The organism is Paenibacillus sp. GM2, assembly GCF_900069005.2.
GTDB lineage: Bacteria > Bacillota > Bacilli > Paenibacillales > Paenibacillaceae > Fontibacillus.
Window position 1 is genome coordinate 2489930 of the sequence record NZ_LN831279.1, and the last position, 17118, is coordinate 2507047.

The 17118-nt window shown below is 49.0% G+C and carries 21 protein-coding genes; all 21 read right to left on the bottom strand.

Annotated elements, in window-relative coordinates:
* Nucleotides 1–787, bottom strand: a 787-nt coding sequence (xseA, locus tag BN1360_RS26070) for an exodeoxyribonuclease VII large subunit (protein ID WP_069188398.1), incomplete at its 3' end; no start/stop codon positions are given.
* A gap of 504 nt (nt 788–1291) precedes the next feature.
* Entirely contained in the window at nt 1292–2149 is an 858-nt protein-coding gene (gene folD / locus BN1360_RS21080; RefSeq protein WP_068781839.1) for a bifunctional methylenetetrahydrofolate dehydrogenase/methenyltetrahydrofolate cyclohydrolase FolD, read from the bottom strand.
* Between the two features lie 508 nt (nt 2150–2657).
* Entirely contained in the window at nt 2658–3110 is a 453-nt protein-coding gene (gene nusB, locus BN1360_RS21085; RefSeq protein ID WP_068781840.1) for a transcription antitermination factor NusB, read from the bottom strand.
* 210 nt (nt 3111–3320) lie between these two features.
* Complete coding sequence (locus BN1360_RS21090) at nt 3321–3554, bottom strand: DUF2273 domain-containing protein (protein WP_068781841.1); 234 nt, start codon at nt 3552–3554, stop codon at nt 3321–3323.
* An 11-nt stretch (nt 3555–3565) separates the two neighbouring features.
* Nucleotides 3566–4105, bottom strand: coding sequence for an alkaline shock response membrane anchor protein AmaP (gene amaP, locus BN1360_RS21095; protein ID WP_068781842.1), 540 nt, complete (start codon nt 4103–4105; stop codon nt 3566–3568).
* Between the two features lie 138 nt (nt 4106–4243).
* On the bottom strand, nt 4244–4651 hold the full coding sequence (locus BN1360_RS21100) for an Asp23/Gls24 family envelope stress response protein (protein WP_068781843.1): 408 nt from the start codon (nt 4649–4651) through the stop codon (nt 4244–4246).
* 115 nt (nt 4652–4766) lie between these two features.
* A complete protein-coding gene (gene accC / locus BN1360_RS21105) occupies nt 4767–6110 on the bottom strand; it encodes an acetyl-CoA carboxylase biotin carboxylase subunit (RefSeq protein ID WP_068781844.1) in 1344 nt (447 codons plus the stop codon).
* A 43-nt stretch (nt 6111–6153) separates the two neighbouring features.
* A complete protein-coding gene (gene accB / locus BN1360_RS21110) occupies nt 6154–6645 on the bottom strand; it encodes an acetyl-CoA carboxylase biotin carboxyl carrier protein (protein WP_068781900.1) in 492 nt (163 codons plus the stop codon).
* Nucleotides 6646–6852: 207 nt separating this feature from the next.
* Complete coding sequence (locus tag BN1360_RS21115; RefSeq protein ID WP_068781845.1) at nt 6853–7662, bottom strand: SpoIIIAH-like family protein; 810 nt, start codon at nt 7660–7662, stop codon at nt 6853–6855.
* 282 nt (nt 7663–7944) lie between these two features.
* Nucleotides 7945–8583, bottom strand: coding sequence for a stage III sporulation protein AG (spoIIIAG, locus tag BN1360_RS21120; protein ID WP_179014177.1), 639 nt, complete (start codon nt 8581–8583; stop codon nt 7945–7947).
* A 27-nt stretch (nt 8584–8610) separates the two neighbouring features.
* Nucleotides 8611–9396 (bottom strand): stage III sporulation protein AF, encoded by a 786-nt coding sequence (gene spoIIIAF, locus BN1360_RS21125; RefSeq protein WP_068781847.1) that lies wholly within the window; start codon nt 9394–9396, stop codon nt 8611–8613.
* 27 nt (nt 9397–9423) lie between these two features.
* Entirely contained in the window at nt 9424–10614 is a 1191-nt protein-coding gene (gene spoIIIAE, locus BN1360_RS21130) for a stage III sporulation protein AE (RefSeq protein WP_068781848.1), read from the bottom strand.
* Between the two features lie 17 nt (nt 10615–10631).
* Nucleotides 10632–11021 (bottom strand): stage III sporulation protein AD, encoded by a 390-nt coding sequence (gene spoIIIAD, locus BN1360_RS21135; protein ID WP_068781849.1) that lies wholly within the window; start codon nt 11019–11021, stop codon nt 10632–10634.
* Between the two features lie 10 nt (nt 11022–11031).
* On the bottom strand, nt 11032–11235 hold the full coding sequence (gene spoIIIAC / locus BN1360_RS21140) for a stage III sporulation protein AC (protein WP_036621734.1): 204 nt from the start codon (nt 11233–11235) through the stop codon (nt 11032–11034).
* Nucleotides 11236–11292: 57 nt separating this feature from the next.
* Entirely contained in the window at nt 11293–11811 is a 519-nt protein-coding gene (gene spoIIIAB, locus BN1360_RS21145; protein ID WP_068781850.1) for a stage III sporulation protein SpoIIIAB, read from the bottom strand.
* Nucleotides 11804–12802: a stage III sporulation protein AA gene (spoIIIAA, locus tag BN1360_RS21150; protein WP_068781851.1), complete on the bottom strand. Its 999-nt coding sequence runs from the start codon at nt 12800–12802 to the stop codon at nt 11804–11806. The genes spoIIIAB and spoIIIAA overlap by 8 nt, the downstream gene beginning before the upstream one ends.
* A 137-nt stretch (nt 12803–12939) precedes the next feature.
* Nucleotides 12940–13206 carry a YqhV family protein gene (locus BN1360_RS21155; protein WP_068781852.1) on the bottom strand — a complete coding sequence of 89 codons (267 nt, stop codon included), beginning with the start codon at nt 13204–13206 and terminating at the stop codon, nt 12940–12942.
* Nucleotides 13207–13368: 162 nt separating this feature from the next.
* A complete protein-coding gene (locus BN1360_RS21160) occupies nt 13369–14622 on the bottom strand; it encodes an aspartate kinase (protein WP_068781853.1) in 1254 nt (417 codons plus the stop codon).
* Nucleotides 14623–14882: 260 nt separating this feature from the next.
* Nucleotides 14883–15440, bottom strand: coding sequence for an elongation factor P (efp, locus tag BN1360_RS21165; protein ID WP_068781854.1), 558 nt, complete (start codon nt 15438–15440; stop codon nt 14883–14885).
* 35 nt (nt 15441–15475) lie between these two features.
* A complete protein-coding gene (locus tag BN1360_RS21170) occupies nt 15476–16549 on the bottom strand; it encodes a M24 family metallopeptidase (RefSeq protein WP_068781855.1) in 1074 nt (357 codons plus the stop codon).
* 57 nt (nt 16550–16606) lie between these two features.
* Nucleotides 16607–17044, bottom strand: coding sequence for a type II 3-dehydroquinate dehydratase (aroQ, locus tag BN1360_RS21175; protein ID WP_068781856.1), 438 nt, complete (start codon nt 17042–17044; stop codon nt 16607–16609).
* Nucleotides 17045–17118 lie beyond the last annotated feature (74 nt).

Consider the following 17118-nt stretch of genomic DNA (forward strand, 5'->3'; position numbering starts at 1 on the left):
GCACAGCGAGCTCTGCCGCCGCGGTGGGCGTAGCCGCTCGCAGGTCGCTGACAAAGTCGGCGATCGTGAAATCCGTCTCATGGCCTACGGCCGATATGACCGGGATTTCCGACTGATAGATCGCCCGCGCGACCTGCTCTTCGTTGAACGCCCACAGCTCCTCAAGCGAGCCGCCGCCCCGGCCGACGATCAAGACGTCGGCCTCGCCCATTTGGTTCAGCCTGCGTATCGCTTTCACGATTGAAGGAGCCGCTGCTTTGCCCTGCACAAGCACCGGGTACAACACAACCGCTGCCTGCGGATAGCGGCGCGCCAGCGTCGTTATAATATCCCGCACTGCCGCTCCCGTCGGAGAGGTGATCACGCCGATCACATGCGGATAACGAGGAATCGGCCGCTTGCGTTCCGGTGCAAATAGCCCCTCCGCTTCCAGCTTGCCTTTTAGCTGTTCAAAAGCCAAATACAGGCTGCCGATTCCGTCAGGCTGCATATGTGTCGCATAGAACTGATACTGCCCGTCCCGTTCATAGACGGAGACATTGCCGCGAGCGATCACCCGCGCGCCCTCCTTCGGAATAAACGGCAAGCGCTGATTATGGGAAGCGAACATAATCGTCTTAATCCGACTGTCTTTATCCTTTAGAGTAAAATACATATGTCCGCTGGAATGATGGGTGAAATTCGATATTTCCCCGCGAATCCACACGTCCTGCAGTAAGGAGTCCGATTCCAGCTTCATACGAATATAACGATTCAATTCCTTAATCGATAAAATACGCTGCTCCATGGGGCCTCCCCCTTTCCAGCCATCCCATAAGCCAATAAGATACCTAAACAAATTCTAACGAAACGTGGTATCGCTATTCGAGCCCAAAAGCGCTCCCAAAAATTTTAACGAAACTGGGTATCGCTATTTGAGCATATTTGGGGTCTTAAGCCCAAATTTCGGGCGAATAACGATATGGTGTTTCGTTAAAATTTTTTTGCTGTTGATTTTGGTGAAATAACGATCTGTAGTTTCGTTAGAAATGTTGCGGCACATCATGGTACCTCTCTACAGCACAGTTCATACCGTACTCCACACTACCACTCTATAACGCTACTTCATACCACCACGCCATTGTGCCACTCTACAGCGACACCTCACGCCGTAGCGGCACTCCATAGCACTACTCCATAGCACTACGCCATAGCGGCACTCCATGCCAGCACTGCATAGTACTACTCAGACGCCGCGCTTCATGCCGACACTACATCCTTACCAACCCAACGGCAGCTCTTCATGCCGTTACTAAGCCAAACCGCCTAACCGCTTGGCGGCAATTAGGGTATTGTTCATCAACATCGTGATCGTCATTGGGCCAACTCCGCCGGGAACCGGAGTAATTGGACCGGAAACTTCCTTCACGCTTTCGAAATCTACATCTCCAGCCAGCTTGCCGTTATCGAGGCGGTTCATACCTACGTCAATGACAACTGCACCTGGTTTGACATAAGAGGCATCCACGAAGTTTGCTTTGCCGATCGCTACAACGAGGATATCAGCCTGTTTCGTCAGTTCCTTCATATTCGTGGTGCGCGAATGACACATTGTCACAGTGGCATTCTCACGCTGCAGCAGCAAGGATACCGGTTTCCCGACAATATTGCTGCGTCCGATGACTACCGCATGCTTGCCTGACATCTCGATCCCGGTGCGCTTGATCAGCTCGATGACGCCAGCAGGCGTGCAAGGAAGCAAACTATCATCGCCGATGACGAGATTGCCGACATTAACCGGGTGGAAGCCATCCACATCCTTCTCCACAGCAATCGCATCGATCACTGACTTCTCGTCGATGTGCCGCGGAAGCGGCAGCTGCACGAGAATCCCGTGAATATTCGCTTGCCGGTTCAACCGATCGACGAGCGCTAACAGTTCTTCCTGGGAAGTAGAAGCAGACAGGCGATGAACCTCAGAGTAATAGCCCAGATCATGGCACGCCTTCTCTTTATTGCGGACATACACTTGTGATGCCGGGTCTTCACCAACAAGAACTACGGCCAGACCTGGCGTCAGTCCTTGCTTCACCAGAGCCTCTACCTCCGCGCGCAATCGCGCACGAATTTCCTCAGACACTTGTTTACCGCTAATAATAGGTGCTGTCATTCATCTATCCCCTTTTCCCATGAAATTGCTCAATAAGTCCGCTTGCGATAAGAAAACCGATCGAGATCATTCAAGGATGAGCGAGCTCGATCCAATTGTTGGTTTTTTCGCGATATAGCCTTTCAATCAAAGCCTTAATAACGAATACATTTCTATATCTAACAGGAAATAACACAGAAAGCTATTCCCATCGAATCTTGAATTCAGCCGGCCAGGCAGATGCTTACGGACTCTTGTTCCTACGAAACTTCCCAGGCACTCATTGCAAACACAAGCTTCCGAGGTCGTGTTCCCCAAAACGTGTGACCCTGCTCCTCAATTCCTAACTTCATTCAAATGAAGTTTCTTAAAACTCACATCGGAACTCTAAGCTTCGGTACTGAAAGCCAGCTTTGATTCACGCATTTAAAGTTGTCCAAAAAGCGTTTTGAAAACTGCATCAAAAGTGCGCTAGACTGGCCATCCTATTTTCCAAAGATACATGACGTCGCTATGGCTGTCGCCCTGATTACGACATTTTCTCTTTGACCTGATCGATTTCATGGACCATCTTGCCGAGTACGCCATTAACAAACTTGCCGGATTCGCCGGTACCAAAATGCTTGGCTACCTCAATCGCTTCGTTCACAGCTACTTTGCCCGGCACATCTTCGCGGTACACCATCTCATAAACAGCAAGACGGAGCACTTGACGATCTACCTTGGACAGACGGCTGATTTGCCAGCCCTTCAAATAGTCCGACAGAACGCGGTCGATCTCTTCTTTGCGGCTCCACGTACCATTCACCAGCTCCAGTACGAACTCCTCAGCCTGATCAACATTCTTGATTTCTACTTCACTTTCGTTCTCTCCGGTAGCCTCAGCGATCAACATCCGCACCGCCTCCTGAGCCTCAACCTCGTTCATTTCCATATGATACAGACTTTGTACTGCTATTTCTCTTGCTAACCGCCGTTTCATGTATTTCCTCCTTGATTAATGGCCCGGGCCCTTGCTTAAGCCGTCAGCCTCATATCGCTACAGATCCATATATCTATTATGAACTAAAATACGACCGATTCTCATTATATTTCTTATAATCCTTGCATTCAAACAAAAAAAACCTGTAACATGTTTTCTCCACAAAAATGACAAACCAAACTCTTTTCCGGAGAAAACATATCACAGGAATCATTTAAAAGGGCGCCAGCGCGTAGCCAGCCATTCTCTCAGCTCTTTCCACGGAACGAGCGGACCTTGATCCAGATCTCTGTTCTTGCCTACCGTATAACCCACAAACAGCAGGAGGGCACAGAACATCATATTCCAAAATCCGAAAAACAGATAGATCGGGCACAGGAATATAGCCGAAGCTACACCTAACAGTCTTCCTTTATGACTCTCCCATAATTGCTTCCAGAACACGGCCACTCCTCCTATTCAACCCGACTTTTAATGACAGGCGAATGGACGAGGTTAGCTATATATACTGAAACATAGGCTACCGGGATACCCGTGATCTCCTCCACGTGATCGTGGACTTGCTTCTGTACTTCTTCGGTCATTGCAGGAATCGATGATTCGCCGTCAACGACAGCCCGAATCATGATCTCCAGACCCGATTCAGTAATCTTAATTCTTGTCTTAACCTCTTTCACTCCACGAACTCGGGATGCCGCCTTGTAGGACAAGTTCTCGATCGTGTCGACGGAAATCTGGATGTCACCATAATCCGTGCGCTGATCGATTGAGGACTGCGTATGGCGCTCGCGACGAACGGAGATGTAGAAGAAACGGATGCTAAGCAAGATCAGCACGGAAGCCGCTACGATCGAAGAGATCAACAGGGTGTGCCCCTGCTCTTTATTAAGCGTTAGCGTGTACGAGCCCGTCATTAGTAGAATAGCTAGAATTGATAATACTCCAACACATAAACTGTATATGAGTAATAGGATTCTGTCCAAAATTTTGGCCACGACAGGGATAGCCTCCTTCACGGGTGGTAGTACTAAGGTTTTATAGAGAGAGTCAATAAGCCTGCTCGATGAGCTCTCTCTTATACAAAAATTATAGTAAACCCCTGACGCATACGGTCGGGGGTTTGTTACTTCATATTATTTCACCCTATGGCTAGGTTCCACTTCTTCAATCTTCTCGGCAGCCTTGAAAATAACGTCGTGAATCTGTACATTTACTTCGATTACGGTCAAACCCGTCATCGTCTCGATCGAACGCTTCACATTGCGTTGAATTTCGGTAGCTACCTCTGGCAAGCGGTTGCCATATTCCACAATCACGGATACGTCAACGGCCGCTTCACGCTGGCCTACTTCCACCTTAACGCCTTTGGATAAATTTTTCTTGCCAAGCAATTCAGCAATGCCTCCAGCGAATCCACCGCTCATACCGGCAACGCCCTTTACTTCCACTGTAGCAAGTCCCGCAATCACTTCAAGGACCTCTGGTGCAATCTGAATCTCGCCAATTTCAGTCCGTTCGAACTCCGTAGGCAATGCACTCATTCTATTCATCCACCTCTCAATAAGTCTTACGCTATGTTCCAAGTCTTAGAAACCGCGCACTTATTATACATACTATATCATTTCAAGCACATTATGACAAACTAGCCGTCCAACCTTAAACCTCGTGTTCTTCAAGGAATTTGATATCGAAGTTACCACGAATAAAGACCGGATGTTCAAGAAGCTTCTGATGGAACGGAATCGTTGTATGAATTCCCTCAATCACAAACTCGGACAGCGCCCGCTTCATCTTGGCTATGGCTTCCTCACGAGTAGGAGCCCAGACGATTAGCTTGGCGATCATGGAGTCATAATACGGTGAGATCATATAGCCGGGATAAGCAGCGCTATCAACCCGTACTCCAGGACCACCCGGAGGAAGATAGAAGCCGATCTTGCCCGGAGATGGCATGAAATTACGCGAAGGGTCCTCGGCATTAATCCGACATTCCATCGCCCAGCCATTCAATTGGATATCCTCCTGGGTAAAGGAGAGCGGATTCCCCTCTGCCACAGAGATCATTTCCTGGATCAAATCGACGCCCGTGATCATTTCCGTCACAGGATGCTCAACCTGAATTCGCGTATTCATTTCCATGAAATAGAACTGTCCATCCGGACCAAGCAGAAATTCCAGAGTACCTGCCCCGGAATAGTCTACAGCAAGCGCCGCTCTTACCGCGGCCTCTCCCATTTCTTGACGCTTCTCAGGGGACAATACCGGACAAGGCGCTTCCTCGACCAGCTTCTGGCGACGGCGCTGTACCGAACAGTCACGCTCCCCTAGATACACAGCATGGCCATGCTTGTCAGCCATGATCTGTATCTCGACATGCTTCATGCCCGTCAAATATTTCTCAAGGTACACACCCGCATTACCAAACGCCTTCTCCGCTTCCTGCTGTGCAGTCGTAATCTGCTGGATCAGGGACGATTCATCCTCGGCAATACGAATCCCTTTGCCGCCGCCTCCGGCGGTTGCTTTAATGATGACCGGATAACCGATATCGCGAGCGATCATAACGGCTTCTTCCACGTCCTCGATCAGACCTTCCGAGCCTGGAATAACCGGTACGTTAGCGAGCTTCATCGTCTGCTTAGCCACCGATTTATCGCCCATCTTCGTGATCGCTTCCGGAGAAGGACCGATAAAGGACAAATTGCATGAGCTGCAGATCTCGGCGAAATCCGCATTCTCCGCCAGAAACCCATAGCCCGGGTGAATGGCGTCGCATTCAGTAAGCGTTGCAACGCTCATCAGATTCGTTAGATTCAAATAACTGTCTTTCGAAGCCGTTGGCCCGATGCAGTAAGCTTCATCCGCCATGCGTACATGCAGAGAATCCTTGTCTGCCTCAGAGTATACGGCAACTGTTGAGATTCCTAATTCGCGGCAGGCGCGAATAATTCGAACCGCGATTTCACCGCGGTTAGCAATTAATATTTTGTTAAATTTCACAGTCTTCCATCCTCCTTGGAAAAGCTAGATGATACAGCCGCGATTACTCAGGCTTCACCAAAAAGAGAGGCTGTCCATATTCCACCAATTGGCCGTTCTCGACTAATACTTCGGTGATCTGTCCTTTGACTTCGGCCTCCAGCTCGTTCATCAGCTTCATCGCTTCGATAATACAGACGACTGTCTTCTCTCCAACCCGATCGCCAACATTAACAAAAGAATTGGCATCCGGAGATGAAGCGCGATAGAACGTCCCTACCATAGGCGATACAATGGTATGTAGGTTCGAATCCTGTTCGGTTGGACGTGCAGGCGCAGGCTCGGCAGCAGCTGGTATCCCTGCAGCAGCGCTAATAGACATAGGTCCTACAGATTGAACCACGGCAGATTCAACTGATGGCTGAACATGCACCACTTCAGTCTTGCCCGGTTTACGGATACAAAGTCTGGAGCCCTCATTCTCAAGCTCTAATTCATGTACGGACGTCTTGTCCACCAATTCAATTAACTCTTTGATTTCATCCAAATTAAACATCATCTTCATGATCACTCCTTCAGCTTCGCAAAGCCTTGGCCTTATTCAGGCATTATAACTTTATGTATTATATCACAATCAATCAAAATGGAAAGAGTCCAAGCTTTGTTGGACTCTCCGGATTATTTCCCGTAATTTCAGCTATTTTGACGTATTTTCATTTATTATGCCGGTTCAAAAAGTCGATTTCTAGCGGTTACAATTCCCTTATTGGGTCACATATTGAACGCTGACCTTATCCTGGGATACGCCCAATTCCTTAATGACCAGGTCCATAATACTGACAGCATCTTTGGCTTCGAGCTTCTCGCTGACTACAAGCACCTGGTAATTATCTCCATTCTCTTTAACAATCGCATTGGAATATTGCTGCTGAAGCTTCTCTTCAATATCATAAATTTTATCTTCTTTCTCTTCCAGGGCGCTTAATTCTTTTTGAGCCATTGCTGCTTCTTCCAAGGTCTTGGATTCATCATTCATGGTTTTCATCAGTTCGTCGTACTTCTTATTGTTGTTATTGGAACGCTCTGCTTGGTAGGCTGTCAAATTATCCAAACCTGAAATGCCTTGCGACTCCAACTGCTTCAAAACATCTTCATCGTTTGTATTTTCCGTGGCCGAGCTGTCTTTCGTCGATTTATCGCCCGCGTTGTCCGGCTGTTTGTTTTTGTCATCCTTGCCTTGGTTATCCTTGCCTTGCCCGGCCGGTTCTTTGCCATCATCAGCAGCCCCGCCCTTGGTTCCTTCATCAGCACTCACTCCTGCAGCATTGTCATCAGTAGCCAGGCTATCATCCTGTGCTTGCCCTGCCTCTACTTCATTGATAACCATGTCATCCTGACTATTTAAAGTATCAAGACCATTTAAGGCCCCTCCATTCTGATCCATCGTGGCTACCTGGCCATCGGTGCTCTTCCCTTTGGTCGAGCTATCCTCTGTGAACAAATAATAAGCTGACAAGATTACCATCAAGCTGAGCATAGATACGAGCCAAATTGTCTGTCTTTTCGATTTCATTGTGTAATTCCTCCTAATCATTTTTAAAAGTGAGTGTTTCAAGATTTGATGTTGAATTCACTTCCTGAATAACTTCATAATCAAAACCAGACTTTCTAAAATTTCCTCATTGCAATCAGGTTCAAAAAGGTCAATTTTCAGTAACCAGAAGGTTCGATAAAAGCTATAGTCTGAGAAGCGCAGCGTGCGTTGCAAGGAAACCTGCTTTTGAGTCGCGGTTGCTCATCCATGAACAGCTTCAATTGGTTTTCCGATCAAAAGTGGCCTTTTTGAATACCTTTTCTATTGTGATTGCTTGCGGGGTACGACCGATATCCGGTAGGCCGGAACATTCAGTCCTTTCTCCACAGCATCTACAATTAATCCTTTGACCGTCTTGTTCTCGGCCCCCTTCGCTACGACCAGGACACCGCGAACCTTGGGCTTGATTTTCTTCGTAATAATCGGCTGTTCATTGCCGGAGGATTCGTAAGTGACGATCTGACCGTCACGAGTATATTGCGTAACATGGCGTTTGCCGCCGTCCTTATCCGTCTCATCCGTTAATTCCTGTGTATCCTTCATATTGCGCTGTACAACAACCTCTTCTGTAGAGTCCACAGTGACCATCACATCAACGGCGCCCACCCCAACGATTTTTTCCAATATCTCTTTGGTCTTGCTCTCCAGAGAATATTCGATCTCGGCAAAAGGCCCCTCCCCTTCTGCTCCCGGTGTAGCCGGAGCCGAGACATTCTGCATCACCGGTGGCTCTCTCCCATCCCCGCCGGAATCAATCTGCTTCACGTTGACAAAGGAATATATGATCATTAGCGCCAGACCGACAAGACCGAGAATTAATACGAGGCGGAAGGATTGCGCTCTTTTGCCGTCTTCTCCTTTGCCGATCCATTGCTCCAGCTTCTTCAACCATCCAGGCATCACTTCACCTCCACAAATAAATGTTCATTATTGCGTCATTACCGTCACTGATTCGCGAGGGACCCCCCACCTCTCGCCTAGCAGGTCTTCGATCTGTTTTTCCAGTCCAGAACCGCTCTTCTTCAGATCCGCTTCAGGAGTCTCAGAGACGGCCCCCTCCTTGTCGGCCATAACGGCCTGCGTCTGGTCATCCAGATTGGGGTTCTCCGATCGATCAGTCGAGGATGAGGATTTCAAATCAACATCGATCTCCACTTGATGGACTGGCGGGACTGTAATTTTCTTATCGGACTGCCCCTCCTCGTCCCCCTTTGCTGCTTCACTCTCCGAAGCCATGACCACCTCAACTAAAGAGTAGACTAATTGCTTCGACTGGGCAGGGAACTCAGATGAATTGCGGGAATCCTGAGTTTCATTGACGAGCTTGACGGTAACGCGGCTAACGGGATGGCCTGTCTCCTGTTCTATCGACTGCTTCATCTGTCGGGCTGCCTCCTCCGCCGTCCATTGGAGAACTTCGGCTTCCTGCTTTTGTCTCATCTCCTCGCCTTGGCGCAAGATTGCCAGCGTACTCTGCTGCGTGTTACTGCTGTTTGAATCGTTCAGGTTATCCGCAAGCGCGATCTCTAACTTCTGCTTGGCTTCCGGTGTAAAGATGCGAACTACAGGAGCAATTAGCGTTAGCAGAATCAACAGGCTGACCACAAAGCGGACATAACGTTCCATCGCCCGATTCGGCAGGAGCAGGTCAATGAAGACCGCGAACAGAACAATAATAATGATTTGCTTCAGCCACTCCCCCAGGAAGTCCATATTGCCTCACCGCCTTACCTCAGTTCCTCATCTCATCATCACCGTCACATTTCCCGCAGTCAGCATAATTGTGATCGCCAGGAAGAACATCAGTCCCACTGCGGCCAAGGCCGCGAATACGTATATCATGCTCTTGCCGATCGTATCGAGACAAGTCACAATCGGCGCATCTCCAAGCGGCTGCATCACCGCTGCAGATAGATTGAAGATTAATGCGAGAACCAATATTTTAATGGCTGGAAAGGCACATAAGAATAACAGGATGATTACCCCAACCAGACCGATTGAATTTTTGACAAGCAGCGAAGCTGAGATCACGGTGTCGGTGGCATCAGCGAACACCTTCCCAACGACCGGAACGAAGTTTCCGGTTAAATACTTCGCCGTCCGCAGCGTTACGCCATCGACGACGGAGCCCGCGATCCCTTTGATCGATATGACGCCAAGGAATACGGTTAGCAGGATGCCCAGCAAGCTCATGCTGATCGTTCGCAGCAAATTGCCAAGTTGGGTCAGCTTATACTTGTCTGATAAAGTGCTGACGATATGCAAAACCGCCGAGAAGAACAATAATGGAAATACCACGGTATGAACCAACGTGCCTACGGTATGAACCATAAATACAACAAGCGGATGAGTCACCGACACTGTTGCCACATTTCCCATGGAAGCAAGTAAGGTGAAGAGCAGCGGGACCATCGCCATCATAAAGTCAATCATCCCGGTAATCGCCTCCGTGGCGTAATTAATCGCTACATGGAAGCTATTGATCGCCAGCACCAGGATGACCATGAAGCAGATCGAGTACGCGACCTTGCTCACTTGCTTTCGCTCAAATGCGGATTGCAGCGTCTCCAGTATCATGCTGAAGATCGACAGAAGTACGATGGTGACCAGGATATGTCCGTTGTACAGCACTTCATGCCACATATATCGCATCAGACCTAGGAAGCCTGTCTTTAAGGAAAATCCCTGATCTTCCTGGACCAACATGTCCATAAAAGAGGGAACCTTCTGATCGGGAAAAAAACCGCCATACTCCTTCATCAGCTTCTGCCAATAAGATTCCACTTCATCCGTCGGCAATTGTTCGGCCTGTCGTTCAATCCAGCTGTTGTCTGGCCCTTCTGCCATGACTCGGATCGGCCACAGGATTAAAAAGCCCAGGACGAGCAGGATCAGCGTCCTATGTGCAAAGCTCAATTGTATTGATCTCATCTCAGGTCCCACCTTAGCTATGTCGGCAGCAGCTTGATGACGGTCTCGATGATGATGCTGATAATCGGAATGGCCAGGACCATAATCATGACTTTGCCCGCCAATTCAATCTTTGAAGCAATCCCCTCCTGGCCGGCATCCCTGACAATCTGTGCTCCAAACTCAGCGATGTAGGCGATGCCTATAATCTTGAGAATCGTCTTCAGATAGATCATTTGCACACCAGAGGAGGCTGCCAGTTCCTCTAACACATCGATGATTCCGCCAATCTTGCCAATCAGATACAAGAAGATATATATACCCGTGCTTGCTCCGATCAGGAAGGCAAACATCGGTTTTTGTTCTTTTATAACGAGGATCAGCACTGTTGCTAATAACCCGATTCCTACAATCTGAATCATTTCCACAGCCGCTCACCTACTGGAACAAGAAGATCGATTTGATCTCCTGGAACAAATTGTCTAGCAGGCGGATGACCATGAACAGCACGACAACAAATCCGATCAACGTCACCCAATGGGCCATGTCTTCTTTCCCCATCTGCTTCAGTACCGTATGGATCATGGCGATAATGATTCCGATGCCTGCAATTTGAAAGATTGCGTTCACTTCTATGTTCATTGATATGGCACCTCACAATTAGTTTCACCGGTGACAATTGGACAAGGAGACTTGATCTCAATACATCACAATGACGATAAATGCCCCGAACAGCAGTCCCAAGCTTCTGAACATCTTCTCGTAGCGGCTCTGCTCTTCACGCGCCTCATGCTCCTCGCTTTCCAACTGACGGACCGCTGTGGCGATATGTCCAAGCTGGTCCTTACGATCGCTTGTCCCGAGCGTATAACTGAACTGCCTCATAATCTCCTGCTCTGCCGTCTTCATGGCTGTCGACTTCCAGCCTGCGTCGATCGCGAGCTGCAGCGCTTCCTGCGCTGTACTGTTATCCGGCGGCTTCATATTCTGCGCCGCCCTGAGGAAGACGGCTCCGACGGCTCCACCGCTCTGCTCGCCAATTCTGATAAGTGCTTCCGGCAGCGGCGTGAAACCATACATGATCTCGGTCTCCAACCGTTTAAGCGCGAGAATTAGGCGCCTGATCTGCTGTGGACGGTTGGCGTATTGCCTTGCCTGCACCCATCCGGCCAGCGTTGTAGCGGCTATGACAAGTACAGCTCCCAGCATCTTAAGCATCCGCTTCCCTGCCTTTCATTCCCGGATTATAGAGCGGAACCCCTCTTCGCTTGCCATCCCAGAGCCGAAATGACAAGCCTTGATCGCTGCGCCTCAAGACCACATACATTTGGAAGAAACCTGATTGAAGCAGCCTGGAGAGCGCTGGTCGAGAGTTCAGGTCATCCATGCCCGACCCGTGCGCGGTAGCTATCACGCGAACTCCTGCGTGCAGCGCCTCCGCCAAAGCCTCAGCATCCTCCGGCCTGCCGATTTCATCAACCACCATCACCTCTGGCGACATGGAGCGTATCATCATCATCATTCCTTCCGCCTTCGGACATCCGTCCATCACATCGGTACGTGGTCCCACATCATAACTTGGAACACCGTTCATGCTGCCGGCAATCTCCGATCGCTCATCGACGATCGCCACCTTTAATCCCGGCCACCTCGCCTCCGGATGGCCCCAGGTTCCGCTGCTAATTTGTCTGGCAAGATCGCGGATCAAAGTTGTCTTCCCGTGCTGGGGTGGCGACAGAATCAGAGTATGGAGCACGCTGTTCTGCTTGAAATCCAGCAGCTGAGGTAATACCGGATCGGCAGCTCCGCACACCTCACGGGCAATCCGGATGTTAAATCCGCTAATATCGCGGATATACTCCACCTTGCCGGCGCTAAGCACTGTCCTCCCTGCAAGTCCGATTCGATGACCGCCTGCAATCGTGATAAATCCACGCCGCAGTTCCTCTTCCATCGTATACATCGAGTGGTTGGTAATTAGATCGAGCAGGTGCTTGCTATCCTGCTTGTCTGTTCTGAATGCAGCGCCGGCATCCCGGGTCATTCCACCTTCCGCCGTAAGGAAGTAGAATCGCCCCCCCGTGTTGACTTCCAGCGGGCGCCCCTCGCGAATGCGAATCTCCTCCAATTTTGCAAAGATCGAGGGAGGCAGCTTAAGCAGCAGATGTCGGAGTTTGTCGGGAAATACCATCAACCAATTCGGGTTCATTCTCGTACCCCCAAAGCCTGCTCTTCTTTTTTGAACATGCGCTTTTAGTATTTTCTCTAGAACTAGCTTTGCTTCTAGTGAAGAATATTCATATCTCATGTGTATGCTTGTACTCGATGATTATGACGGGGAATCTATCATTTTTTTAAAATACCGATTAAGAGACAACCAACACCTATAGCAATCCATAGCATTTTGCCCCATGACAGCTTATCCGCCATTCCTGCGAGCCCAATGGAAGTCGTTACAATCAGCACGGTTGGCCCAACAAGAGCCAGGGCCGAGTTGACGGCCAGCGCCTTATCAACGCGCCCTAGCCTTAGCATAAGCAAAGCTGCCATAATTTCGATCGTTCCTGATAGAATCCGGATCAACGACATACTGGTTACAAATTTATCAAGCATATGAACCTCCTCTCGTCCCATCGCACTCTCTTATCCATATGCCCAAATATCTTCTTTTATTAGAGGTTGTTCAAAAAGAAAGAAGCCGTATAACCGATCACTCGGTCATACGACTTCTACTTCATTTCTCGTCTTATTATATTGAATCGCTTCTATCAGAGCCTAGCGGCGATCTTGCGGACCTCCGACGAATACCTGACTCTCCGTATCCAAGCCGTAAGCGGTATGAAGGGCCTTAATCACTTCATTCAGCTTCGTGCCTTCGATCACACAGGATACCTTGATCTCCGAGGTGCTGACCATCTTGATGTTCACACCCTGCTGCGAGATGACTTCGAACATTTCAGCAGCAACACCCGGGTGGCTAACCATACCGGCTCCTACGATTGAAATTTTGACCAGCCCGTCTTCCGAAGTAACGTCATCGTAAGGAATTTCCGATCGAATCGTACTTAGTACTTTCAGGGCATTCTCACGGTCATCCAGGCCAACTGTAAAGGAGAAATCGGCTTTGCCGTCTTCTACGCCGCTCTGTACGATAATATCTACGTTAATCTTCGCATCGGCCAGAGAGCCAAATACCTTAGCAAGCACTCCTGGAACATGGGAGACTCCCAAAATACTGATTCTTGCTACATTTTTATCATAAGCAATTCCGCTCACCACTACACCTTGTTCCATTGTAGCTTCCTCCTTCACGACTGTGCCTTCATTATGATTAAAGCTCGAACGAACGACGAGACGAACCTGGAACTGCTTGGCGTATTCAACAGCGCGCGGATGCAATACGGCTGCGCCTAGATTGGCCAGCTCCAGCATCTCGTCATACGAGATTTCTTTTAACTTGCGAGCATTTTTTACGATTCTCGGATCTGTCGAATAAATTCCATCCACATCCGTATATATTTCACAATAATCTGCAGCTGTCGCTGCAGCCAGCGCCACTGCCGTAGTGTCGGAACCGCCGCGTCCAAAGGTCGTAATCTCTCCCTCTTCGGTCATCCCTTGGAAACCGGCAACGATGACAATATTGCCCTCGTTCAGAGCCCGCTGCACACGTTCAGGTCGAATATCCGTAATACGCGCTCTGCCATGCTCCGCTTCTGTGCGGAATCCGGCTTGCCACCCCGTAAAGGATAATGCCTTACGGCCCAGCTCATGGATCGCGATCGACAACAAAGCGATCGATATTTGTTCCCCTGTCGTCAGCAGCATATCCATCTCACGTTGTGGCGGATTATCGCTAAGCATATTCGCCTGATCAATCAAATCATCGGTTGTATCTCCCATAGCCGATACGACAACCATCACCTGATGGCCTTCGTCCTGCTTCTCAATAATCCGCCGGGCGACACGTTTCATGCGCTCAGCATCTCCTACCGAGCTGCCCCCGAACTTCATAACATATACTGCCAAACTAACTCCCTCCCTGATATCCAACACTCTTTTGCTTCGTTGTCTCATTACATTTTAGTTTCTATTGCTTCAGTAATGCTTTAAAACAGTATAATACGGAAAACCCGAATGAAGTCAATGCTTTTTGTAGAGATATTTAAGAATTTCCTATTCAAAGGTTGCATTTACATCCGTATATGCACAAAAAACTCTCCACCTAATAATAGATGGAGAGATAAATTATCGTTCCACAGCATTTCGCCGTTCTTGACGCCAGAAAACTACGCGCGGGAAATATATTTGCCTTCGCGAGTATCGATGAGCAGTACGTCGTCTTCATTGATGAACAAAGGGACTTGAACGTTCAGGCCAGTCTCAACCTTCGCATTCTTGGTTGCGCCGGTCGCCGTATTTCCTTTGATGCCAGGCTCCGTCTCAACGACTTTCAGCTCGACGCTGTTCGGCAGGTTAATCCCAAGAATCTCACCTTGATAGCTGACAATCTTCACGTTCATATTCTCTTTCAGGAAGTTGAGTTCCCATTTCAATTGCTCTTCAGACAAACTGAATTGATCGTAAGTCTCGTTATCCATAAATACATGATCTTGACCGCTAGCATACAAATATTGCACATCGCGGTTTTCGATCAAAGCTCGTCCAATCGTCTCACCGGCACGGAATGTTTTTTCCACGGTGTTTCCGTTGCGGAGGTTTTTCAATTTAGAGCGAACGAATGCTGCGCCCTTACCAGGTTTAACGTGCTGGAAATCAAGCACCGTATAAATATCGCCGTCAACCTCGACGGTCAAGCCTGTTTTAAAATCGTTAACTGAAATCACTAAAAGAACCTCCTCAAATAGCTTAAAGAATTAATCTACGAAATAATCGTAAAGTCTTTGCTCGATTCCGTCAAACGACGGTTGCCCTTCTCCGTCATGACGACGTCATCTTCAATCCGTACTCCGCCGAATCCCGGAATATATATTCCCGGTTCAACCGTCACAACCATACCTGGCTGCAGAACGGTATCGCTTCTCATGGACAGGTTAGGGGCTTCGTGAACCTCCATCCCAAGTCCATGCCCTGTACTGTGCCCGAATTGTTCACCATAGCCATAGCGAGTGATGATATCGCGGGCAAGAGCGTCCGCTTCGCGTCCGGTCATACCGGGACGCAGATGCTCAAGCGTATGCAGCTGAGCTTCAAGAACAATGTCATATATTTCACGTTGTTTGGCATCCGGCGTACCCACCATCACCGTGCGGGTAATATCCGAGCAATATCCACCCAGCAGCGCCCCGAAATCCAAAGTAACCAGATCTCCACTCTCAATAACCTTGCCGCTGGCAACGCCATGAGGTAGAGACGACCGCACTCCGGAGGCAACGATCGTATCAAATGAGCTTGAAGTCGCTCCATTCTTGCGCATGAACATTTCCATCTCAAGCGCCATGTCCTGCTCGGTAACCCCTGGCTTGATTACATCCAGCATATGCAGGAAGGTGCGATCAGCCAAATCGGCTGCCTGCTTCATAATCGCCAGTTCACCTTCATCTTTGAACGTCCGCAAACCTTCAACCAATCCCTTGACAGGAACCAGCTCGCAAGGCGCAAGTCCGCTCTCATAGCTGCGGTAGGTCGAGAAGACAACATTGTCCTCCTCGAATCCAAGCCGGTTGATCCGCTCTGTCGCAAGCAGTTCCTTGACCGTATCCGTAACGACCGGGGCATGCTTCACGATTTCGAACCCTTTGGCCTGCTCTGCGGCCTGCGTAGTGTAGCGGAAATCCGTCAGCAAGTAAGCCTTCTGCTGCGTAACCAGGACATAACCAGAAGTTCCGGTAAAGCCCGTCAAATAGCGGCGGTTCACATCACCGGTAACTAAAACGGCTTCCACTTGATGGCTGGCCATCGCTTCGCGGAGCCGAGTAACACGTGTGCTCACCATAATTAACTCTCCTTAATATCAGCTTTCTCTTGCAAATCCATGCGCATCCTGCATTCATTACTTGCTCAGATGACGTTTCAATGCCAACAGGCCCATCTCATATCCGAACGATCCAAAGCCGGAAATCTGTCCAATGGCTATCGGCGCAATGACAGAATGATGGCGAAAGGCTTCACGTGCATGAATGTTGGATAAATGCACTTCAACCACCGGAAGCTTCACCGTAGTCAGCGCATCATGCAGCGCGTAACTGTAGTGGGTAAGCGCCCCCGGGTTAATCAAAATGCCGTCGCATGACCCGTAAGCCGCATGAATCTTATCGATGAGTTCACCCTCATGATTCGATTGAAAGAACGTGAGGGACAACCCCTCGGTTTCTGCCAGCTTACTCAGCTTGACCTCGATATCGCTTAAACTTTCGGAGCCGTAGATTCCAGGCTCACGAACACCAAGCATATTCAGGTTAGGCCCGTTCAGCACCAGGATGTTATACATCGCTGATCACCCTTCCTTTGATATAACCAGTAACGATACCGTTCAAAAAGAGATTATCCGTACTTTTCGAACAT